16 protein-coding genes and 1 pseudogene are annotated in these 21,016 nt (G+C 71.8%); 10 read left to right on the forward strand and 7 right to left on the reverse strand.

What is annotated here, in order from left to right:
• Positions 1 to 6 precede the first annotated feature (6 nt).
• Positions 7 to 939, forward strand: coding sequence for a LysR family transcriptional regulator (locus ACWCYO_RS00100; RefSeq protein ID WP_270145808.1), 933 nt, complete (start codon positions 7 to 9; stop codon positions 937 to 939).
• Between the two features lie 143 nt (positions 940 to 1,082).
• A complete protein-coding gene (gene clpB / locus ACWCYO_RS00105) occupies positions 1,083 to 3,704 on the forward strand; it encodes an ATP-dependent chaperone ClpB (protein ID WP_449782872.1) in 2,622 nt (873 codons plus the stop codon).
• Positions 3,705 to 3,832: 128 nt separating this feature from the next.
• Here the strand turns inward: clpB and ACWCYO_RS00110 are convergent, their stop codons facing one another.
• Positions 3,833 to 4,102 carry a helix-turn-helix domain-containing protein gene (locus tag ACWCYO_RS00110; protein WP_270145804.1) on the reverse strand — a complete coding sequence of 90 codons (270 nt, stop codon included), beginning with the start codon at positions 4,100 to 4,102 and terminating at the stop codon, positions 3,833 to 3,835.
• Between the two features lie 346 nt (positions 4,103 to 4,448).
• On the opposite strand from ACWCYO_RS00110, the gene ACWCYO_RS00115 reads away from it, so the two are divergent.
• Both ACWCYO_RS00115 and ACWCYO_RS00120 read left to right on the forward strand, forming a co-directional pair.
• Positions 4,449 to 5,015, forward strand: a complete 567-nt coding sequence (locus ACWCYO_RS00115; protein WP_270145802.1) for a type III secretion system chaperone family protein — start codon at positions 4,449 to 4,451, stop codon at positions 5,013 to 5,015.
• A 27-nt stretch (positions 5,016 to 5,042) separates the two neighbouring features.
• Positions 5,043 to 5,249, forward strand: a pseudogene (locus ACWCYO_RS00120) (aminotransferase class I/II-fold pyridoxal phosphate-dependent enzyme); the annotation flags it as partial.
• A 411-nt stretch (positions 5,250 to 5,660) separates the two neighbouring features.
• Here ACWCYO_RS00120 and ACWCYO_RS00125 read toward each other — a convergent pair.
• Positions 5,661 to 7,724, reverse strand: a complete 2,064-nt coding sequence (locus tag ACWCYO_RS00125; protein WP_449782873.1) for a tetratricopeptide repeat protein — start codon at positions 7,722 to 7,724, stop codon at positions 5,661 to 5,663.
• Between the two features lie 6 nt (positions 7,725 to 7,730).
• Positions 7,731 to 8,918, reverse strand: coding sequence for a hypothetical protein (locus tag ACWCYO_RS00130; protein WP_449782874.1), 1,188 nt, complete (start codon positions 8,916 to 8,918; stop codon positions 7,731 to 7,733).
• A gap of 611 nt (positions 8,919 to 9,529) precedes the next feature.
• On the opposite strand from ACWCYO_RS00130, the gene ACWCYO_RS00135 reads away from it, so the two are divergent.
• Positions 9,530 to 10,690, forward strand: coding sequence for a pyridoxal phosphate-dependent aminotransferase (locus ACWCYO_RS00135; protein ID WP_449782875.1), 1,161 nt, complete (start codon positions 9,530 to 9,532; stop codon positions 10,688 to 10,690).
• A gap of 123 nt (positions 10,691 to 10,813) precedes the next feature.
• Here ACWCYO_RS00135 and ACWCYO_RS00140 read toward each other — a convergent pair whose 3' ends face one another.
• From ACWCYO_RS00140 to ACWCYO_RS00150, 3 genes are all read right to left on the reverse strand, one after another.
• Positions 10,814 to 12,307 carry an FG-GAP-like repeat-containing protein gene (locus ACWCYO_RS00140; RefSeq protein WP_270145794.1) on the reverse strand — a complete coding sequence of 498 codons (1,494 nt, stop codon included), beginning with the start codon at positions 12,305 to 12,307 and terminating at the stop codon, positions 10,814 to 10,816.
• A gap of 334 nt (positions 12,308 to 12,641) precedes the next feature.
• The gene (locus ACWCYO_RS00145; protein ID WP_449782876.1) at positions 12,642 to 12,944 is read right to left on the reverse strand and encodes a hypothetical protein; all 303 of its coding nucleotides are present in this window, start codon (positions 12,942 to 12,944) and stop codon (positions 12,642 to 12,644) included.
• A gap of 8 nt (positions 12,945 to 12,952) precedes the next feature.
• Positions 12,953 to 13,126: a hypothetical protein gene (locus tag ACWCYO_RS00150; RefSeq protein ID WP_449782877.1), complete on the reverse strand. Its 174-nt coding sequence runs from the start codon at positions 13,124 to 13,126 to the stop codon at positions 12,953 to 12,955.
• 399 nt (positions 13,127 to 13,525) lie between these two features.
• On the opposite strand from ACWCYO_RS00150, the gene ACWCYO_RS00155 reads away from it, so the two are divergent.
• The 5 genes from ACWCYO_RS00155 to pyrE all read left to right on the forward strand — a co-directional run bounded on the left by ACWCYO_RS00155 (position 13,526) and on the right by pyrE (position 19,903).
• Positions 13,526 to 14,497, forward strand: a complete 972-nt coding sequence (locus tag ACWCYO_RS00155; protein ID WP_449782878.1) for a LuxR C-terminal-related transcriptional regulator — start codon at positions 13,526 to 13,528, stop codon at positions 14,495 to 14,497.
• 858 nt (positions 14,498 to 15,355) lie between these two features.
• Positions 15,356 to 15,883, forward strand: coding sequence for a DUF2617 family protein (locus ACWCYO_RS00160; RefSeq protein ID WP_270145787.1), 528 nt, complete (start codon positions 15,356 to 15,358; stop codon positions 15,881 to 15,883).
• A gap of 154 nt (positions 15,884 to 16,037) precedes the next feature.
• A complete protein-coding gene (locus ACWCYO_RS00165) occupies positions 16,038 to 17,669 on the forward strand; it encodes a polyamine aminopropyltransferase (RefSeq protein WP_449782879.1) in 1,632 nt (543 codons plus the stop codon).
• A gap of 580 nt (positions 17,670 to 18,249) precedes the next feature.
• The gene (locus tag ACWCYO_RS00170) at positions 18,250 to 19,323 is read left to right on the forward strand and encodes a hypothetical protein (RefSeq protein WP_449782880.1); all 1,074 of its coding nucleotides are present in this window, start codon (positions 18,250 to 18,252) and stop codon (positions 19,321 to 19,323) included.
• Positions 19,324 to 19,366: 43 nt separating this feature from the next.
• The gene (gene pyrE / locus ACWCYO_RS00175; protein ID WP_270145783.1) at positions 19,367 to 19,903 is read left to right on the forward strand and encodes an orotate phosphoribosyltransferase; all 537 of its coding nucleotides are present in this window, start codon (positions 19,367 to 19,369) and stop codon (positions 19,901 to 19,903) included.
• A 107-nt stretch (positions 19,904 to 20,010) separates the two neighbouring features.
• On the opposite strand, the gene ACWCYO_RS00180 is transcribed toward pyrE, so the two are convergent.
• Entirely contained in the window at positions 20,011 to 20,733 is a 723-nt protein-coding gene (locus ACWCYO_RS00180; protein ID WP_449782881.1) for a DedA family protein, read from the reverse strand.
• Positions 20,734 to 21,016 lie beyond the last annotated feature (283 nt).

The following is a 21,016-nucleotide window of genomic DNA, read 5'->3' on the forward strand; positions in this document are numbered from 1 at the left end:
GAACCTATGACCCTCTCCCCGCACGTCCCCGAACTGGGCGCCCTGGAACTGCTGCTCGCGGTGGCCCGGCTGGGCAGCGTCGGCCGGGCCGCGGCCGAGCTGGGCGTCAGCCAGCCGACCGCCAGCGCCCGGATCAAGGGCATGGAGCGGCAGATCGGCGTCCCGCTGCTGGAGCGCTCGCCCCGGGGCAGCCGGCCGACCGAGGCCGGCCGGCTGGTGGTCGAGTGGGCCCGGCAGGTGGTGGAGGCGGCGCAGGCGCTGGACGCCGGGATCGACGCGCTGCGCGAGCGACGTGACGCCAAGCTGCGGGTGGTGGCCAGCCTGACCGTCGCCGAGTACCTGATGCCGGGTTGGCTGCTGGCGCTCGCCGAGGCCAGTCCGGGAACGGCGGTGACGCTGCGGACGGCGAACTCGGCGGAGGTCGCCGGGCACGTGCTGGCCGGGGAGGCCGACCTGGGCTTCGTCGAGGGCCCGTCCACCCCGCCCGGGCTGGCCGGCGCGGTGGTGGCGGCGGACCGGCTGGTGGTCGTGGTGGCGCCCGGCCACCGGTGGGCGCGTCGTCGTACCCCGCTGACCGGGACGGAGCTGGCGGCCACCCCGCTGGTGCTGCGCGAGCCCGGCTCGGGCACCCGGGAGGTGCTGGAGATGGCGCTGCTGCCGCACGGGGGCGCGGTACCGCCCCGGCTGGAGCTGGCTTCGTCCACCGCCCTGAAGGCGGCGGCGATGACCGGGGCGGGGCCGGTCTGCCTGAGCGAGCTGGCGGTGGTGGAGGAGTTGGCCACCCGGCGGCTGGTCGAGGTGCCGCTGGCGGAGGAGCTGGACCTGCGGCGGCCGCTGCGCGCGGTGTGGCCGGCCGGGCAACGGCCGGGCGGGCCGGCGCGGGAGCTGCTGGGGCTGACCCGGCGGAACTCCGGCCAGTTGCCGAAGCGCAGGGACTGAGGCTGGGAGCGCCCGCGGCGGGCCCACCGCCGAGCACGTCCGGCCGTCGGAGCCGCCCCAGGAAAACTTGAGCGGAATACACTCAACTTAGTGCATGCTGTACGTAGCACCAGTGAAGGACGACGAGGGAGGATCCCCCAGCAGTGGACGCGAGCAAGTTCACCACCAAGACGCAGGACGCCCTGTCCGCCGCGATCCGGCAGGCGGGCGCGGCCGGCAACCCGGACGTCAAGCCGGTGCACATCCTGATCGCCCTGCTGGAGCAGCCCGAGGGCATCGCCCGGCCCCTGCTGGAGGCGGTCGGGGCGGACGTCCCCCGGATCGACGCCGAGGCGCGCCGCCAGCTGACGGCGCTGCCCAGCGCGATGGGCTCGACGGTCGCCGCCCCGCAGCTCGCCCGGGACACCCTCGCCGTGCTCACCGAGGCGGGCAAGCGCGCGGACGACCTGGAAGACCAGTACGTCTCCACCGAGCACCTGATGGTCGGCCTGGCCGCCGAGGGCGGCGCGGTCGCCGAGCTGCTGGTGCAGCAGGGCGCGACGCCCAAGGCGCTGCTGGCGGCGTTCAAGGACGTCCGGGGCAGCGGCCGGGTCACCTCGCCGGATCCGGAGGGCACCTACAAGGCCCTGGAGAAGTACGGCACCGACCTCACCCAGGCCGCCCGGGACGGCAAGCTCGACCCGGTGATCGGCCGTGACCACGAGATCCGCCGGGTGGTCCAGGTGCTCTCCCGCCGGACGAAGAACAACCCGGTGCTGATCGGCGAGCCCGGCGTCGGCAAGACGGCGGTGATCGAGGGCCTGGCCCAGCGCATCGTGGCCGGTGACGTGCCGGAGTCGCTGCGCGGCAAGCGGCTGGTCGCGCTGGACCTCAGCGCGATGGTCGCGGGCGCCAAGTTCCGCGGGGAGTTCGAGGAGCGGCTGAAGGCCGTCCTGAACGACATCAAGGCCTCCGACGGCCAGGTCGTCACCTTCATCGACGAGCTGCACACCATGGTCGGCGCGGGCGCCGGGGGCGACTCGGCGATGGACGCCGGCAACATGCTCAAGCCGATGCTGGCCCGCGGCGAGCTGCGGATGGTCGGCGCCACCACGCTGGACGAGTACCGCGAGCGGATCGAGAAGGACCCGGCCCTGGAGCGCCGCTTCCAGCAGGTGCTGGTCGGCGAGCCCAGCGTGGAGGACTCGATCGCCATCCTGCGCGGCCTCAAGGGCCGGTACGAGGCGCACCACAAGGTGCAGATCTCGGACGCCGCCCTGGTCGCCGCGGCCACCCTGTCCAACCGCTACATCACCGCCCGCTTCCTGCCGGACAAGGCGATCGACCTGGTCGACGAGGCGGCCTCCCGGCTGCGGATGGAGATCGACTCCTCCCCGGTCGAGATCGACGAACTCCAGCGCGCGGTCGACCGGTTGCGGATGGAGGAGCTGGCCCTGGAGAAGGAGTCGGACCCGGCCTCGGTCGACCGGCTGGCCCGGCTGCGGCGCGATCTCGCCGACAAGAACGAGCAGTTGAGCGTGCTGACGGCGCGCTGGGAGCAGGAGAAGAAGAGCCTCAACCGGGTCGGCGAGCTCAAGGAGCGGCTGGACGACCTGCACGGCGCGCTCGAACGGGCCCAGCGCGACGGGGACTTCGAGCGGGCGTCCAAGCTGATGTACGCGGAGATCCCGGCCGCCGAGAAGGAACTCGGCGACGCCCAGGAGCGCGCCGCCACTACGGACAACGAGCCCGGGTCCGCCTCCGCCCCGATGGTCAAGGAGGAGGTCGGCCCGGACGACGTGGCCGATGTGGTCGCCTCCTGGACGGGCATCCCGGCCGGCCGGCTGCTGGAGGGCGAGAGCGCCAAACTCCTGCGCATGGAGGAGGAGTTGGGCAAGCGCCTGATCGGCCAGACGGAGGCCGTGCAAGCCGTGTCGGACGCGGTGCGCCGCACCCGCTCCGGCATCGCCGACCCGGACCGCCCGACCGGCTCCTTCCTGTTCCTCGGCCCCACGGGCGTCGGCAAGACGGAACTCGCCAAGGCCCTGGCCGACTTCCTCTTCGACGACGAGCGGGCGATGGTCCGCATCGACATGAGCGAGTACGGCGAGAAGCACTCCGTCTCCCGCCTGGTCGGCGCCCCGCCCGGGTACGTCGGCTACGAGGAGGGCGGCCAGCTCACCGAGGCGGTCCGCCGCCGTCCGTACAGCGTCGTGCTGCTGGACGAGGTGGAGAAGGCCCACCCCGAGGTCTTCGACGTGCTGCTCCAGGTGCTGGACGACGGCCGGCTCACCGACGGCCAGGGCCACACGGTGGACTTCCGCAACGCGATCCTGATCCTCACCTCCAACCTGGGCAGCCAGTTCCTGGTGGACCCGGCCACCCCGGAGGAGAAGAAGAAGGCCCTGGTGCTGGACTCCGTCCGGGCCGCGTTCAAGCCGGAGTTCCTCAACCGGCTGGACGACATCGTGGTCTTCGACCCGCTGGGCCCCACCGAGCTCAGCCGGATCGTCGACCTGCAGGTGGCCCGCCTCGGCGAGCGGCTGCGCGAGCGGCGGCTCACCCTGGACGTCTCCGTGGCCGCCCGCGACTGGCTGGCGCTCACCGGGTACGACCCGGCGTACGGCGCCCGCCCGCTGCGCCGGCTGGTGCAGTCCGCGATCGGCGACCAGCTGGCCCGGGCGATCCTGTCCGGCCAGGTGCACGACGGGGACACCGTCCTGGTCGAACGGGACGAGGAGGGCGACCGGCTCACCATCCGCAGCCGGGGCCCGCTGGAGAAGTAGCAGCCGCCACCGGCCGCCGGGCCGCTCCCCTCGTCCGTGTGAGGGGAGCGGCCCGTACCGCTTTCGTGCGACGGGTGGCCGTACCGCTTTCGCGAGCCGGGGCCCGGCCCGCTCCCGTGGGACGGGTCCTACTCCGCCGCGTCCCGCTGCTGCCGCCGCGAGCTGTTCCGCCACGTTCGCGCCAGCCGGTGCAGCTCGGCCCCCTGGGCCTCCGGCAGGTTCCAGGTCTGGGTGAGCAGCCGCAGCGTGGACACCCGCGGGCAGGACACCCCCAGCTCCAGGTCGCGGATCGACCGCACACTCAGCCCCGAGGCCTCCCCCAACTGCTCCTGCGTCATCCCCCGGTCCAGGCGGATGTTCCGCAGCAGCGTCCCGAGCGAGGCACCCTCCCTGGTCACCGTACGCTCCATCCCCGCTCCCCCCTTCGGTTCGAACCGCATCAACTCGGCCCGGGGAAACTGGTTTTGTCCCCGGGTGAGGTCCGTCGCACGCTAACCGCATCCGGCCCGCGCGGCAGGCGAACCCGAGCTCCGGGCGCGTGACTTGGCTCACGCGCACGCCGGGCGCGCGGCAGGGCGACGGCACCCGGGCACCGTGCGTGACGACGGCCTCCGCCGCCGCGGAACGAAGATCGACGCGCCCCCCGGCGCCCCTGTGAGCGGAGCCCCGAATGAGGCAGGATGGGAGGTGGAAAGGGCGGCCTCTCATTGCCGGCCACCACGTGCACTGAGGAAGAGGACCCCCATGAGCATCGACCCGTCGTCCATCCCGTCGTTCGGCGTGCCCCAGGGCGGCCAGCCCGGTGGTCAGCCCGGCGGCCAGGGCGGTCGGCCGGCCGGCCCTCCGCCGATCGTCGTCCCGGACCAGGCCCTGGTCACCCAGCTGCTCGACCAGATGCAGCTCAAGCACGTCGTGGACGAGGAGGGCGACCTCACCGCCCCCTGGGAGGGCTTCCGCGTCTACTACATGTTCCGCGGCGAGCAGAAGGAGCTCTTCGCGGTGCGCGCCTTCTACGACCGCGCGTACCCGCTGGAGAAGAAGGGCGAGATCCTCGACCTGATCGACGAGTGGAACCGCGAGACCCTCTGGCCCAAGGTCTACACCCACACCCACGAGGACGGCGTGGTCCGCCTGATCGGCGAGGCCCAGATGATCGTCGGCACCGGCGTCAACCTGGACTACTTCGTCACCACCACCGCCAACTGGACCCAGGCCGCGGTCGGCTTCGAGCAGTGGATCGTCGAGCGCCTGGGCCTGCAGAACGAGATCGAGGGCGAGGACGGCGAGGACGAGGACGGCGAGGAGGCCTGATCCCGGCCCCGGCACGCACTCCGCGGCCCGGCCCCCGGCACTCCCGGGCGGCCGGGCCGTCTTGCGAGCTACGCCGAGGTGCTGGTCACCACCGGCGCCACCGAGGCCATCGCCGCCCTGTTCGCCCTGCTGGAGCCCGGCGACGAGGTGATCGCCTTCGAACCCTTCTACGACTCCTACGCCGCCTGCATCGCCATGGCCGGCGCCACCCGCCGCCCGCTCACCCGATCAGCTGGCGTGCGACGAGTTCCAGGGCGGTCTCGATGTCCCGGCCGACCGGTGCGCGGAGGGATGAGCTGTCCATGGTGACGCCCGGCGGAGTGGGCCGGCCACGCAGCGCATGCACGATGTCTCGCAGGGCCCGCAGGGTGTTCCCCGGCCCCTGGGAGCCCTTGCCACTGCGATGCAACCGACCGCCCTGCCGTCCAGGCGAGTCCACCTGCGCACCCAGCGACGCGGCGTGTGCGGCCGCGATGCGCAGCACGCGCTCGGTGGAGGAGGAAGTCGCCGCGCCGCCGCACAGCGCGACGACTCTGACCGGGCCTGTCAGGATGGCACCCCTTCCGAGGACCGGTGACCGGGCGGTGCCGGTACGGGCCCCTGGTACCCGGTCCGGCACCGCGGAGAATGCGGTGCGGCTCCTGGTCAGCCGCGGCACTGCGCGCGCCGCGCCTCCAGTTCCGGCTCGTCCGCGCCTGGCAGGGTGAGGGCGTGGTCGAAGTCGGCCAGGGCGAGGTCCGGCAGGCCGTCCGCCTGGTACGCGATACCACGGTTGAGCAGCACGTCGGGGTCGTCCCCGACCAGGTCGAGCAGCGCGGTCAGGTCCTGCACGGCGGCCCGGGGGCGACCCTGCTCGTAGTGGACGACGGCGCGGTTGAGCAGTGCGGCCGGATAGGCCGGGTCGAGGGCGACGGCCGCGTCGAGCGCCGCGAAGGCCTCAGGGAGGGCTCCGCGCTGCAATGCGACGGTGCCGCGCATGCAGAGCAGCCGGGGCTCCTTCGGCCGCAGTGCGAGTCCGGCCTCGACGTCGGCCGCGGCCGCGTCGAACTCGGCCAGTTCCAGCAGGAGTTCGGCGCGGGCGAGGCGGGTGTCGACGTCGTCGGGCTCCATCTCCAGGACGTACGCGAAGTCGGCCAGCGCGCCCTTGGTGTCGCCGGCCTCGATCCGGGCCGTCCCGCGGTTGTAGTAGAGCTCGGGGAACGGCGGAGCGAGGTCCACGGCGCGGTCGTAGTCGGCCAACGCGGCCGCGAAGTCGCCGCGGGTGCGGTGGATCCGGGCCCGCTCGGAGAGGTAGTCGGTGTAGTAGGGGTCGAGGTCCACCAGCGTCGAATAGTCGGCGAAGGCCTCGTCCAGCCGACCGGTGGCCGTCAGCAGGCGTGCCCGGTTGTACAGCAGCTGCGAGCGGTGCAGCCGCCACTGGTCGTCCGTCAGGTTCGTGTCGAGCCGGGCGATGCAGGACTCCACCAGCTGCATCGCGCGGTCCAGCCTGCCCCGGTGCATCTCCACCAGTGCCAGGCCGTTGTCGTGGAAGACGCTGAAGGTGAGCCGCTCGGCCGGGTCGGGGAGGATACTCGCGATCGCGGCCGCGTTGTTCTGCCAGCGCAGCGCCAGATCGTGGTCGCGCGGCTGGAGGAAGCGGGTGTGCAGCATCGCGATCGAGTAGCTGGTCATCATGTGGACCTTGGGGTCCGCGAACCGCTGGATGGTGTCGAGGTAGAGCTCCATCGACTGCTCGGTGCGGTCGAGCGGGATGCAGGCCGCCGCCGCCTGCTGGGTGAACTCCCAGAAGTCGTGCTGGTGGACGTCCGGATCGGTGACGGCACGCCCGCGAAGGCCGAGGTCGATCACCGCGGCCGAGAAGCCGACCTCCACGCAGTGCCGCTGGGCCGCCAGTAGGGCGAGCCGACCCGCCCCGGCGGGGTCGCTGCCGTGCTCGCGGTGGTACGTCAGTGCTCCGACCCGCTCGCCCCAGCTCGTCGCGGACCGTTCCAGCTCCTCGGCGCGCAGGTCGTGCAACCGGGCGCGCAGCTCCGGCCGGGCCTCCTGGTAGGCAAGCAGCTCGGCGGGGTCGCTGCCGGTGCAGTCACCGAAGACGTACGCCTCGACCAGCGCGGCCGCCTCGGCCGGCTCGGCCCACTCCGGCTCGGCGTTGGTGCGTTCCGCGTACCGGGCCAACGACCGCTCCAGCTCCTCGGGCAGCTCCCCCGGCGCCGTACCGACCGCCACCCTCAGCTGTCCGGGGTCGGCGCGGCGCAGCAGCAGGGCGATGAACTCCTGCGCGGTCGGCTCCGCCTGGTCCACCTCGTCGAAGACCAGGTACGGCGGCTGCTCGCCGCAGGAGCACAGCCGGCGGGCGTGGTCGATCAGGAACGAGGCGACACCCTGGCTCATGCAGCGGATCATCCCGGAGCCGAAGAACCGGGTGCGCTCCTTGAACGAAGAGTCGAGCGCCAGCGTCCGCGGCGCCGGACCGATCAGATCAGCCAACTCCGGCATCCCGTACAGGAGTTCCACCCGGTGGAACTCCACCAGATCCGGCCAGCGGCGGGCCGCCTCGGGCAGCACGGCGCGCAGCACGGTGTCCACGCCTGTGTACGGACCGCGCAGCCGCCGGTGGCAGCGGGCCACGACCGTCGCCTCCCCGTCCGCGGCGGCCAGTCGCAGCCGGGTTGCCGGGCTCTCGCTGACGATCCTGCGGTGACTGGCCATATAGGTTCACCCTTCCATCGGAGCGGTCGGAGACGGGGAGAGCGCGGGCGCCTCGCGCTGCTCGCGACGCTTGCGCCGGGAGAGCACGACCAGGGCGACGACCTGGGCCGCGTTCAGCGCCAGGGACAGCAGCGAGTCCCAGAAGTGCGCGTCCACGCGCCCGGAGCCGAGGGCTTCGGCGGCGATCCGCACGTAGTCGACGGTGACCGGTACGCTCGCGAAGACCGTGACTCCCGCCAGGACGCAGAAGCCGAGCAGGATGAAAGGCCCGTAGAAGGCACCGACCTTGCGGTCCTGTTCGGTCCACCGGCTCTCGTCGACCTGCCGCTCCGGGCGGCGCAGCAGGCGCCAGACCCGGTTCCTCAGCACGGCCTTGCTCGCGTCGTGCAGGTCGTAGCAGCGGAGCACGGTGGCGAAGACGTAGTACAGGTCGGTGCGCAGGTAGAGCTGGAACTGCCAGAAGATCCGCATCACCACCGTGAAGGCGAGCGCCAGGCAGGCCCGGCCGAGCGTCGAGAAGCCGCCGTCGTCGTGGCGGTCGGCCGCGGCGACCAGCCCGAGGACCGCCAGCACCACGCCGTCGCAGACCATGCCCGCCAGGAACGGCAGGTAGCGCTTGCGCCGCTCGACGCTCATCAGGCCGTTGGTCTGCGTCTCGGCCACGATGTAGGTGAGCCGGTTGCTCAGCCGCAGTTTGGTCGGCAGGCCCAGCCGGCGGCCGGCCAGGATGTGGAAGCCCTCATGCGCCAGCAACAGCGGGACTTGGCCGAACGTGATCACCAGTTGGACCACGAGCAGCGACTTGACGAAGAAGATCTGCGAGGGGGCGGGACGCAGTTCGCCGTGCCGCACCACGGCCAGCAGCCAGACCACGAGGACGGCCGCGTAGCAGAACCATGCCACCGGAGAGAACGCCGCACGTGCCAGCCGCTGGAAGCGGACCGGCGCGACGGGGGCGGCCTCGCCGGCTCCGCCTTCCCGGACGAATCCCAACTCGCGGATCGTGGCGACGAAGTCCTCGACGTCGACCGGTTCCTCGAAGGTCTCTTCGTACCACGCGGCCGCTTCGTCCAGGGGCATCCCCTCGGTGAGCCGTCTGAGCAGCTGTGCGCCGTCGGCGGGGAAGACCGCATAGGAACCGGTGTCCAGCCGGCCGACCAGGACCTCGTCGTCGCTGTCTGGAACAAAGCTCAACTTGTGCAACGCAAGGGTCGGTTCGCTCACAGCGCTCCAAAGCGTCGGATGATCCGCTTCGCCTGGCATTTGGGGGCGCCCGAGCGCACCGGAGGGTATCCCGTGCGCCCGGGCAGTACTCACGGAGTCATCGTCAGGCGGAAGCGGAGTACGGGCACTGGCACGCGGCCGAGGTCAGGCGCACGTCGCCGGTCCGGCGGACGGTGATCTTCTTGGCGGTCTTCTTCAGTGCAGCAGTCGACTTCATGAGAACCTCCCTGCTCGCTGTTTGCCCGACCAGGCGGCCGAGCGAGGGCAACCCTGCCGTTGCGAATATGACACGTCAATAGATCTGACATGAGCCCACATGAATGAGATTGATCAAATTTGGCTTCATCATTCATCTGAGCTGGCGCTCTTCGCCCCCGGACAATTTGAAAAAATCATGGTCGTCCCATGATTGCCCGAGGGATGATTTGTGTCGCACCGGTGTGGACCGGCACCCCGGGCCGCTCCGGCTTCGCCCCAGTCGATGACGGCGACGCCTGATCAAGTCGCCTCGTCAAGGGGCTTGTCGCCGCACGCTCGTTACCCTGAGGATGGCTCCGACGACGAGCCGTGAGGAGCCACCGATGGGTACCAGGCCGCTACTGAACCGCCGCCTGGCCGGGATGGGGACGACGATCTTCGCCGAGATGTCCGCCCTGGCCACGGCCACCGGCTCGATCAACCTCGGCCAGGGCTTCCCCGACACGGACGGGCCCGAGGAGGTCCGCGAGGCCGCCGTACGGGCCCTGCGCGAGGGCCGCGGCAACCAGTACCCGCCCGGGCCCGGCATCCCGGAGCTGCGCACCGCCATCGCCGAGCACCAGCAGCGCTTCCACGGCCTGAGCTACGACCCGGACACCGAGGTGCTGGTCACCGCCGGCGCCACCGAGGCCATCGCCGCCGCCCTGCTCGCCCTGCTGGAGCCCGGCGACGAGGTGATCGCCTTCGAACCCTTCTACGACTCCTACGCCGCCTGCATCGCCATGGCCGGCGCCATCCGCCGCCCGCTCACCCTCCGGGCCCCGGCCTTCCGCCCCGACCTGGACGAGCTGCGCGCCCTGATCACCCCGCGCACCCGCCTCCTGCTGATCAACACCCCGCACAACCCCACCGGCCTGGTCCTCACTCCCGCCGAACTCGCCGTGATCGCCGAACTCGCCGTCGAACACGACCTGCTGGTCGTCACCGACGAGGTCTACGAACACCTCGTCTTCGGCGCCACCCACCACCCCATCGCCGCCCTCCCCGGCATGCGCGAACGCACCGTCACCATCTCCTCCGCCGGCAAGACCTTCTCGTACACGGGATGGAAGGTCGGTTGGGTAACCGCGAGTCCTGCTCTCGTCTCGGCGGTCCGCACGGCGAAGCAGTACCTCACCTACGTCAGTGCAGGCCCGTTCCAGTACGCGGTTGCTGAGGCGCTCCGCCTCCCCGACAGCTACTTCGCCACCTTCCGTGCCGACCTGCTGCGCAAGCGAGACCTTCTCGTCGACGGTCTCTCGTCTGCGGGCTTCCGCGTGTTCAACCCCGAGGGCACGTACTTCATCACCACCGACATCACCCCCCTGGGCGAGAAGGACGGCCTGGAGTTCTGCCGCTCCCTCCCCGAACGCTGCGGCGTCGTCGCCATCCCCAACGTCGTCTTCTACGACAACACCGACGCCGGACGCAGCCTGGTCCGCTTCACCTTCTGCAAGCGCGACGACGTCCTGCGGGAAGCGGTGGCCCGCCTCCGGAGGCTCTGACAGAGGGCCGGCCAGGCACCCGTAGGAGCGTGCGCCCTCCCCTCCCGGAACTGCGGGCAGACGGGCTGGGGCCCGCGCGGGATGCGCGGGCCCCAGCTGGGTTGTTGATGTGGTGGGTGGGTGTTACCAGCCGCCGCCGAGGTCGGTGCGGGTGCCGAAGGAGCCGTCGCCCAGGCCGGGGTAGAAGAACATGTGGCCGGTGCTGGCGTTCTGGGCCTGGACGTCGAGCTTCCCGTCGCCGTTGAAGTCGGCCGCGGTCAGGGTCATGGTGCCCCAGCCGGAGCCGAGGTCCACCGGGGCGGCGAAGTGCCCGGTGCCCAGCCCGGCGTAGTAGAACAGGTGGCCGCCGGAGGTGTCGATCGCCATCAGGTCGCGCTTGCCGTCACCGCTGAAGTCTCCAACCGTCACGTTGTAGTTGCCCCAGCCGCCGCCGAGGTCGGTCCGGGTGCCGAAGGAGCCGTCACCCACGCCGGGGTAGTAGTAGGCGTGACCGGTGGATGAGTCCTGCGCGAAGAGATCGAGCTTGCCGTTGCCGTTGAAGTCGGCCGCGGTCAGGGTCATGTTGGCCCAGCCGGAGCCGAGGTCGGTGCGGGTGCCGAAGGCGCCGTTGCCCAGGCCGGGGTAGAAGTACAGGTGGCCGCCGGAGGTGTCGACCGCCAGCACGTCGGCCTTGCCGTCGCCGTTGAAGTCGCCCACGGTCAGGTTGAGGTTGCCCCAGCCGCTACCGAGGTCGACACGGGCGGCGAAGTGCCCGGTGCCGAGGCCGGCGTAGAAGTAGAGCTCGCCGTGGGGGTCCTGGGCGAGGATGTCGAGCTTGCCGTCGTTGTTGAAGTCGGCCGCGTGCAGGCGCATGTTGTCCCAGCCGCCCCCGAGGTCCACCGGCGCGGCGAAGTGCCCGGTGCCGAGCCCGGCGTAGTAGAACAGGTGGCCGGTGGAGTTGTCGACGGCCAGGGTGTCCTGCTTGCCGTCGTTGTTGAAGTCGCCGGCGGTCAGGCGCATGGTCGGGGTGGCCGGGGTGGGGTTGGTGGTGCCGCCGGCCGTGCCGCCGACCGGGGCTATGTAACCGGAGATGCTCATGCCCATGTAGGGGGTCCAGCCGAGCCCGCCGTTGTAGGGCCCGTCCTGGTGCACCGCGGAGGTGGCGGCCCAGTTGCCATGGACGCCGTTCTCGTCTCCGCCGACGGTAACGATGGTGCCGTCGGCGTTGACCTGGGTCACGATGGCGACGTGGTCGGCGTAGCCGCCGCCGGAGTAGTTGAAGACCACGGCGTCGCCGACAGCGGGGGTGCTGGACAGCGTTCCGTTGTTCTTGCCGTAGGTGTAGAAGCTGCCCGCGCCGGCCGTGAGGCCGCTGACGTCGACGCCCTCCTGGTTCCAGACCCACTTGGCGAAGTCGGCGCACCAGAGCTCGGGCGAACCGCCGTCGCCGGTGCAGCTGCCGTAGTAGCCGCCGCCGGTGCAGGCGTTGGCGCCGATCTGGGAGGCGGCCTCGGAAGCGATGTTCTGGCCCACGGTGGCGGCCTGGGCGGGCAGCGCCGTCAGGCCGGCAATGGCGGAGGCGGCGACGAGGGTGCCGATGGTGGACTTCTTCAGCAGGCGGGACTTGATCGAGAGCATGGCTGTTCTTCCTTCGGGTGAGGCACCTGGAGTTGCGGAGTCGTTGTGTACGTGCCTTGCTCCGGTCCGCCGCTCGTGGCGGCTGTCCTGCAGGAACAGCCGCGGGCGATTTCACGGGACAGGGCGGATTGCGCGCAGGCGCGCGGATGGTGCGGAATGGTGCGGAGGCGGCCTTCGCTGCTTGACGATGCGTCAGGTTCCCCGTCGTGGGTGTGCGCGGGGACGACGGCTGTCCTGCAGGAACAGCGGTCGTCAGGCGAGTCGGCCTGGTTCAGGGCGAGTCAGGCTGGTTCAGGGCGTGGAGCGCCGCCGGACGGGCGGATCGCGCCCTGAGCTAGGCCGCCAGGAGTTGCGGCGGCAGGTAGCGGCGGCGCAACAGTGGTGAGGCCTGGTGGCTACGGTGGAGCAGGTCCCCGGCCCGGTGGAGCGGGCTTCGGGTGCTGGACGCGTCGGTGGGGCGGGTGAGGAAGTAGAGCAGGAGGTCGATCCGGTCGGGCTCGGGACGGGCGGTGATGTGTTCGAGACTGTCGTCGGGCCTGGCATGTGCCCACAAGGCGGCGAGGACTTCGGCCGTCTCGCCCTCGGACGCGGGTTCGGCCGGCAGCCTGCGGTCGAGGCTGGCGCAGACGATGTCCATGGGGCGACTCAGCCCCCCCAGGAGGTGGTGTCCGGGGAGGCGATCTGGACGCCCGGTGCCGGAGCGCTCTGGCCGGCAGCAGTGCCCTGGGGGGCGGCGACGACTGCGGAGGGGATGAGGCCGACGATGCCCAGCGCGAGGGTGGCGACCGCGGCGGCCAGGGCGATACGGGTGCGGATCACGGTAGTTGCTCCGTTTCTGGCGAGGTTATGGGTGGCCTGTTCCGGTCTCGCGTCCCGCGGTTGACGCTTCGTCCGGCTGCCGTTCGGGCTGTTCCCTGCTGGCGACGAACAGCTTCGCCGCAGATCAACGCCCCCGGAAGGGTTTTCGGACGTCCTGAACCGGCCCGACCTGATCAGGACTCATGGTCATGGACACATCAATTTACTGTGAATCACTGGCCCGGTCCTTGGAGCCAAGGTGGGCGAGGCGCCTGTTTCCCGGGCGGGAAGGATCATCCATGCATCTGCCCTGACCTGGGCAAAATGCAGCGGAAAGATCTTGTCAATGCTGCTGGTCGGCTGCGATTCTGGCCGGGCAGGCGCAGCCGGGCGCCGTGCCGATGAGCGAAACGGGGCACCATGCTGCAAGCACTCGGCCTGAGCATCGACGCCGTCACCGTCTACCGGGCGATGCTCGACCACCCCGGCCACGGCGTCGAACAGCTCGCCGACAACTGCGGCCTGACCCCCACCCGGATCCATGACTGCCTCGACGAGCTCGGGCAACTGATGCTCGTGCGCGCGTCCATCGAACACCCCGGACAGCTGCGCGCCGTGGACCCCGAAATCGGACTGGCGGACATGGTCGCCCGCCAGGAAGCGGACCTGGCCGCCCGCCAGGCCCAGTTGGCGGCCTCGCGCGCCGCGGTGACCCGGATGGTCGCCGACCGCGCCGAGCAGCGATCCGCGCACGGCGAACGCCTCCTCGGCATGGACGCCATCCAGGCCCGGCTCGAACACTTCGCCCGCACCGCCCAGACGGAGATCATCGGCGTCCAGCCCGGTGTCCAGCGTCCCGAAGACCTCGACGCCGCCCGCGGCCAGGACCTCGCCGCCCTGGCCCGCGGCGTGACCATGCACTCGCTCTTCCAGGACGCCGCCCGCAACCACGCCCACGTCGCCACCTTCGCCCACACCCTGCTCAGCCACGGCGGAGAAGTCCGCACGGCCCCCACGGTCCCCCAGCGCATGGTCATCATCGACCGCGCCCAAGCCCTCGTCCCGATCGACCCCACCGACAACCGCAAGGGCGCCCTCCACGTCACCGAACCCGGCATCGTCACGGCCCTGCTCGAACTCTTCGATCAGGCCTGGAACACCGCCGTCCCTCTCGGCGCCGGTCGCCCCGACGACCCCGAAACCGGCCTGACCGACCACGAACGCGAACTCCTGCGCCTGCTCGGCACCGGTCTCACCGACGAAGCCGCCGGACAGCGCCTTGGCATCGCCGACCGTACCGTCCGCCGCCAGATGGCCTCCATCATGGAACGCCTCGGCGCCAGCAGCCGGTTCGAAGCCGGCATCAAAGCCGCCCAAAGAGGCTGGCTCTGACCCGCCCCGTGCAGCCTGTCCGACCGCTACTTCCACACCCTGCGCACCGACCTGCTCCGCAAGCGCGACCTGCTGCTCGACGGCTTCACCGCCGTCGAGCGCCTGCGGCGGATCTGACGGCCGGCTGGATCTGACGGGCGGCGGCTGCGGGAGTCCGGCGGCACGACCGCGTCGTCGCGTCACCCCGCCGTGCCGCTTGGCGGCAAGTGCCGCATGACAAACCGTACTTGACGGTGTCGACGGCTGGCGGCCGGACTGTTCGTCCGAACTGACTTCCGCCCGCGAGCGGACCGCAGCCCAGCCGGGGCCGGTTTGTGCAAGGGAGCTGACGACTTCCGGAGTGCGTTGCGGACAGACGGCGCTCGCTTCGTTTCGCGCGCCCCATTGAACGGGGCCAATCCTGGTCCGTGGTCAGTTCTGCGTTGTCCTCAACTCCCATGGATCACATGCCTATTTGCTGCCAGTGAGGCAAAACAGGCGACCCGTCGGGCACGCTCCTGCCACCCTCCACGCCCTGCGTGTGGAGGGCGGCGGCGCGTGGGGCATACCGAGGGCGCACAACCAGCGCGCACGGCGCACAGGCCGGTGACAGGGGCGCGCGCTGTGCAAAGTCGCACACCGGGTCGATCAGAGCCGGGAAGCAGGTGTGCTCGAAACGGTGAATGCTTGACAAGGATGGGTAAATCACCGACGGACCCGGCGTATTCGTGCTTCTCTGCTGCTGAATCTCCAGCCGGAATCCTTCCTTCCACGGTCGGCCGCGCCCAGGGCCGCACAGCCACGAACAGCCTCGCCATCGCCTAGGCCTACTCGCTGCTGCTCGGCGGGCGCGCACGGAGCTGAAACGCGGAGCCGAGCATGCTCACCACACTGCAGACCTCCTACACGGACACCCGCGCCGGTGACCTGGCGTGGTGCCTCGGCGGCGACCCGCTGCCCGCTCTCGCCGTCCGCGACCTGAGACTCGACGGCGGCCGTCCCGGCACCTCCGACACCCTCCAGCTGCGGCTGCTGGGCGCCTCGCACCAGGTGGTGATCTCGGCCGGCCCCGGCGAGTGCCTGGAGACCGTCGCCTGTCTGCCCGGCCGCCGCACCCCGCTGCCGGCCCGGGTGGCCAAGCAGGTCGGTGGCTGGGAGTACGAGTTCGCCGCCCGGATCGAGGCACTGCCCCCGCACGACTTCGCGGCCCGCGCCCAGGAGCTGCTGGCCCTGGTCGAGGGGCACCCGCGCGGCCTCGCCGGGGTCTTCCCGGGCGACCCGAGCGCCTTCACCGCACTGGTCGCCCAGGGCGGCACGGACCGGCTGCTCTGGCGGACCTGGCACGCCTACCCGCAGGAGGGGCAGCTGGTCTGCACCCGCTCCTCACTGGTGGTGTCGGGGGCGTGAGGGCCCACGAGCCGGGCGGGGTCACCGGTCCGGTCCTACACCACCCAGCACAAACCCACGAATCGCACGCAGGAACGATTCGTCAATCCGACGACCCTCACTGTCCGTCGGATGGGCGCAGCTATCCGTCCCGCACGTCCCCTAGCGTTTGTTCGTGATCAATCATCCAGCCGGTCCGCCCGCACGCCCGCGAGTGGACCTCGACGACGGCACCCCACCCCCGCCCGGGCGAAACCTCATCCCCCTGCCCGCCCGCCGTCGGTCCCGGCTGCGCTCCCACCCCCGGCTCGCCCGGCTCACCGTCCTGCTCGCCGCGTTCGTCTGCGCGGCCTGCGGACTCGTCTACGAGCTCGAACTCGTGGCGCTCGGCGACTACCTCCTCGGGGACACGGTCACCCAGACCTCCGTCGTGCTCTCCGTCATGGTGTTCGCGATGGGCCTCGGCTCACTGCTCGCCAAGCGGCTCACCCGCCGACCCGCGACCGCCTTCGCCCTGGTCGAGTGCGCCCTCGCCCTCACCGGCGGGCTCTCCGTCCTCGCCCTGTACTCCTGCTGGGCCTGGATCGGCCGCTACCAGGCCGCGATGGTCGGCCTCACCTGCCTGATCGGCATCCTGATCGGCGCCGAGATCCCGCTGCTGATGACCCTCATCCAGCGGATCCGGCGCGAGGACGCCGGACGCGCGGTCGCCGACCTGTTCGCCGCCGACTACGTGGGCGCGCTGATCGGCGGCCTCGCCTTCCCCTTCCTGATCCTCCCCCGCCTCGGTCCCGGCGACGGCGCGCTGCTCACCGGCGCGGTCAACGCCGTCGCCGGTGCCGCCGTGGTGCTCTGGCTCTTCCGCGAGGAACCCGCCCCCCGGATACGACGGCTGCTCTGGGGCGGCTGCACCATCGTCCTCGCCGTGCTCGCGGCCGCCGCCGCCGGCTCCGACTCGATCGAACGCGCCGCCCGGCACGCCCTCTACGGCGACCAGGTCCGCTACGCCACCCGCAGCCGGTACCAGGAGATCGTGCTCACCGGCCCCGCCGAAGGCCCGCTCCGGCTCTACCTCGGCGGACGGCTCGCGGTCTGCGGACCCGACGAGTACCGGGGCAGCGAAGCACTCGTGCACCCCGCCCTGGCCGCCGGACCGGACGCCCGGATCCTGCTGCTCGGCGGCGGCGACGGCCTCGCCCTGCGGGAGGTGCTGCGGCACCGGGACGTCCGCTCCGTCCGGCTGGTCGACGCCGACCAGGCCCTCACCCGGCTCGCCCGCACCGACCCCGGGCTCGCCGCCCTCAACGGCCACTCCCTGGACGACCCCCGGGTCCGCACCACGGCGGCCGACCCGATGGCCTGGCTGCGCGGCGCCCCCGACCAGGAGTACGACGTGGTGCTCGCCGACCTGCCCGCCCCCGTGGACGGCGGGCCGGTCAAGTTCCACTCCCAGGAGTTCTACCGCCTCGCCGCCCGGTCACTGGCCCCCGGCGGCCGGATCGCCGTCCGGGCCGGCGGGGACGGGGAGGGCCTGTGGCAGATCGAGTCCGGGCTGCGGGCCGCCGGCCTGTGGACCACCCCGTACGAGGTCCAGGGAACCGCCACCGGCACCTGCCGCCCCGACCCGCCGAACACCATCCAGGCCTTCCTGCTCGCCGCCGCCACCCCGCCACCGCTCACCCTCGCCCCCGACGCCCCACCACCCCGCGCCCTCACCCCCGCCGCCCTCCAGGCCTCCGCCACCCACCTCACCGCCCTCCGCCCACCCCACTCCCCTGACCCGCTCACACTCCTGGGACCGCGTTGACGGGGGGAGAGGGGCGACGGACCTGGCGCGCTGACAGGAGGAGAGATGTGACGGGCCCGGCGCGTCGACGGGGAGGAAGGGCGGCAGACCCGGCGCGCCGACGGAAGGGAGGGGCGGCGGGCCTGGAGAAAGACGCCCAGGAAGCAGGACCCGACCGGGTCAACACCATGCCGCCGCGCCGAAGGCTCGCCCCGATGCCTCCACGGCCCTCCACCTTCCTCGGGCCGCGCTGGGAACGAGAGTGTCGACGCGGCAAGGGGAGCCCGCTGGCGGTGAGGCCGTCAGCGAGGCCCACGGCTGGCCCGCCCCGCCGGCGAGGGTCGCCGCTGGCCGTACAGGGAAGCGCGCGGGCCGTGCGAGCAGCCGGGCTCGGCAAAGGGGTGCCCGGCCGAGTGAGAACGGAACACGAGCGCCGACAAGCCCGCGGTCGGCGACCGCCCCGCCCCGGTCCCCGCAGGCCGCGCAGGAAGGCCCGCGCAGGCCGTGCGGGCGGGCGGAGCCGGCAGGGGCGGGCGGTGGTGGGAAAGTCGGGCGGTGGTGGGTAGGGACCGGGCGGGGCCCAGTCGGTAGGCTCCGTGACATGGAGCATGAGGTTGTCGTCGCGATGTCCGCAGAGCTGGTGCGGCAGGCCTTGCAGGATCCGGCGCTGCTGGCGCGGAGCGTGCCGGGGCTGAGCACCGAGCCGGCGGCGGTCGGGGCCGGGCCGGCCGATGAGATCGGCGGGCGGCTGAAGCTGCGGATCGGCGCCTCCACGATCACCTTCAAGGGTGTGCTGTCGCTGATCGAGGGCCGCAACGGTGTGCTGACCGTGCTCGCCGAGGGCCAGGAGGCCCGGGGCAGCGGCGAGGCGACCGCCACCGTGCGGGTGAGCGTCTCGGACGGCGCCGAAGACGGCACCGCGGTGATCCGCTTCACCGGCGATCTGAGCGCCACCGGCCGGCTGACCGAGTTCGACGACGAGACCCTCGACGCCGCCGGTCGCCGTCTGCTGGAGCGCTTCGCCACCGCACTCACCTCCCCGGACGCCCCGGAGGAGGGCGATGAGGAGATCGCGGACGACGGCGGGGACGAAGGCGGGAACGAGAGCGCGGACGGGACCGACAGCGTGACCGACGCCGAGATCGTCTTCATCGAGGAGCACCAGGACCAGCCCGGCGACGACCTGGACGACGACCTCTCCGACCTGATCGCCTTCTCCGACGCCGACGCCGAGCGCTTCGGCCTCCCCACCGGCTCCGCCGCCGACGACGACGAGGACGAGGTCGACGACGAGGAGAACGACGTCGACGACCGCGAAGAGGCCGACGCCGCCGGGGACGGCAGCGGTGGCCCCCGGGACGGAGTCGCCGAGGAACTCCCCGCCGAGCCGCTCTTCGCCTACGAGGACGAACCGGAGCTCAGTGGCCCGGTCCGCCGCAGCATCGTCGGCCGCTCGGCCGAGGAGGTGGACCACGCCCCGCCGCGCGGCCGGTACGCCCCGGCGCTGCCGGCCCGCAGTGCGCGGGCCCGGGCGGCGTCCCGCTGGGGCGGCGAGGCCGGCGGCATCGTGGTGCCGGGCACCGGTGGACGCAGCGCGGTGCCGTGGGTGATCGGTGGTTCGGTGGCCCTGCTGGGCGGTGCCGTGGTGCTGGTCAGGGCGCTGCGCCGCCGCTAGCCGCGAGCGCCTCATGAGCGTTCAGGCCCTAGACTGAACGCTCATGAGCAACGACCGCGACGCCCTGCTGGCACAGATCAAGGACAAGGCCGTCGTGCACGGCAAGGTCACCCTTTCCTCCGGCAAGGAGGCCGACTACTACGTCGACCTGCGCCGGATCACGCTGGACGGCGAGGCCGCCCCGCTGGTCGGTCGGGTGATGCTGGACGCGACCTCGCACCTGGAGTACGACGCCGTCGGCGGTCTGACCCTGGGTGCCGACCCGGTGGCCACCTCGATGCTGCACGCCGCCGCCGCGCGCGGGCGGAAGCTGGACGCCTTCGTGGTCCGCAAGACCGGCAAGGCGCACGGCCTGCAGCGCCGGATCGAGGGCCCGGAGGTGAAGGGCCGCCGGGTGCTGGCCGTCGAGGACACCTCCACCACCGGCGGCTCGGTGCTGACCGCCGTCGAGGCGCTGCGCGAGGCGGGCGCCGAGGTGGTCGGCGTCGCGGTGATCGTCGAGCGCGGTGGCGCGGGCGCCGTCGAGGAGCAGGGCCTGGAGTACGTGACCGCGTACACCCTGGACGACCTGGGCCTCTGACCGTACGGACGAAGCAAGGGGCCGGGCCCTGTTTCACGTGAAACCACGTGGAACGGGACCCGGCCCTTGAACGTCAGGGTGCGACGACGAGGCCGTGAACGAGGACCTCAGCCGCGCCGGTGCCGCCCGCTGCCGCCGCCCTGCACCGCGTCCGCGGTGGGAGCCTCGACGACGCCGGCCTTCTTCTTCCGGCGCTCCCGCACGACCTCGACCAGGATCGGCGAGATCGACAGCAGCACGATCAGCAGCACCGCCGGGATCAGGTACTTGTCGATCACCGGAGCGAGCGCGTCACCGAAGAAGTAGCCGATCAGCAGCATGGACTCGGTCCACAGCACACCGCCGACGACGTTCCACACGAAGAAGGTCCTGGCGGGCATCTCCAGGGTTCCGGCCACCGGGTTCAGGAAGGTCCGGACGATCGGCATGAAGCGGGCCAGCACCACGGCCTTGCCCGAGCCGAACTTGTTGAAGTACTCCTCCGCCTTCATCACGTACTCGCGGCGGAAGATCTTCGAGTCGGGCTTGTCGAACATCCTCGGCCCGACCTTGGCCCCGAGCAGGTGCCCCAGCTGGGCACCGGCGACCGCCGCGACCGGGCAGCCGATGAGCAGCACGGCGATCGGCAGCTTGGCGCCGTCGCCGAGCACCGACGAGGCGGCGTTCGAGGCGGCGACACCTCCGATGATCAGCAGCGAGTCGCCCGGGAAGAAGAAGCCGACCAGCAGGCCGGTCTCCGCGAAGATGATCGCGATCAGCCCGATGGCGCCGAGGGACGAGATCAGGGATTTGGCGTCGAGCAGGTTGACGGCCAGCTGGTTGTAGTCCACGGGCGCAGGATAGCGGGCGTACCTTTCCGACGGCTTCCGGCCGAGCCCCCGGACTCGCGCCGGGCCCGCCGACTACTTCCGGCCGAGCCTGCCCGGGCGACGTCCCGACAGGCGGGCTCCTGCTGACCTGCGGGCACGAGTCTGGGAAGATGGCACAGGCGTCCGGTCCGCGGCGGCCCACCACCCTCATGGCCGTACGCGGAGGCCGCCTCGAACCTTGGTGCCGGAGAGCCACACCGCAGCGCCGCGCGTCGGCGGGCCGGCACGGAGTCGTCACGAAGGC

The organism is Kitasatospora sp. NPDC001683, from assembly GCF_053596495.1.

Coding starts and splice junctions, on each gene's coding strand:
- ACWCYO_RS00100 (WP_270145808.1), top strand. CDS start 7: ATGACCCTCTCCCCGCACGTCCCCGAACTGGGCGCCCTGGAACTGCTG.
- ACWCYO_RS00115 (WP_270145802.1), top strand. CDS start 4,449: ATGAGCATCGACCCGTCGTCCATCCCGTCGTTCGGCGTGCCCCAGGGC.
- ACWCYO_RS00125 (WP_449782873.1), bottom strand. CDS start 7,724: ATGGCCAGTCACCGCAGGATCGTCAGCGAGAGCCCGGCAACCCGGCTG.
- ACWCYO_RS00135 (WP_449782875.1), top strand. CDS start 9,530: ATGGGTACCAGGCCGCTACTGAACCGCCGCCTGGCCGGGATGGGGACG.
- ACWCYO_RS00140 (WP_270145794.1), bottom strand. CDS start 12,307: ATGCTCTCGATCAAGTCCCGCCTGCTGAAGAAGTCCACCATCGGCACC.
- ACWCYO_RS00145 (WP_449782876.1), bottom strand. CDS start 12,944: ATGGACATCGTCTGCGCCAGCCTCGACCGCAGGCTGCCGGCCGAACCC.
- ACWCYO_RS00155 (WP_449782878.1), top strand. CDS start 13,526: ATGCTGCAAGCACTCGGCCTGAGCATCGACGCCGTCACCGTCTACCGG.
- ACWCYO_RS00160 (WP_270145787.1), top strand. CDS start 15,356: ATGCTCACCACACTGCAGACCTCCTACACGGACACCCGCGCCGGTGAC.
- ACWCYO_RS00170 (WP_449782880.1), top strand. CDS start 18,250: ATGGAGCATGAGGTTGTCGTCGCGATGTCCGCAGAGCTGGTGCGGCAG.
- pyrE (WP_270145783.1), top strand. CDS start 19,367: ATGAGCAACGACCGCGACGCCCTGCTGGCACAGATCAAGGACAAGGCC.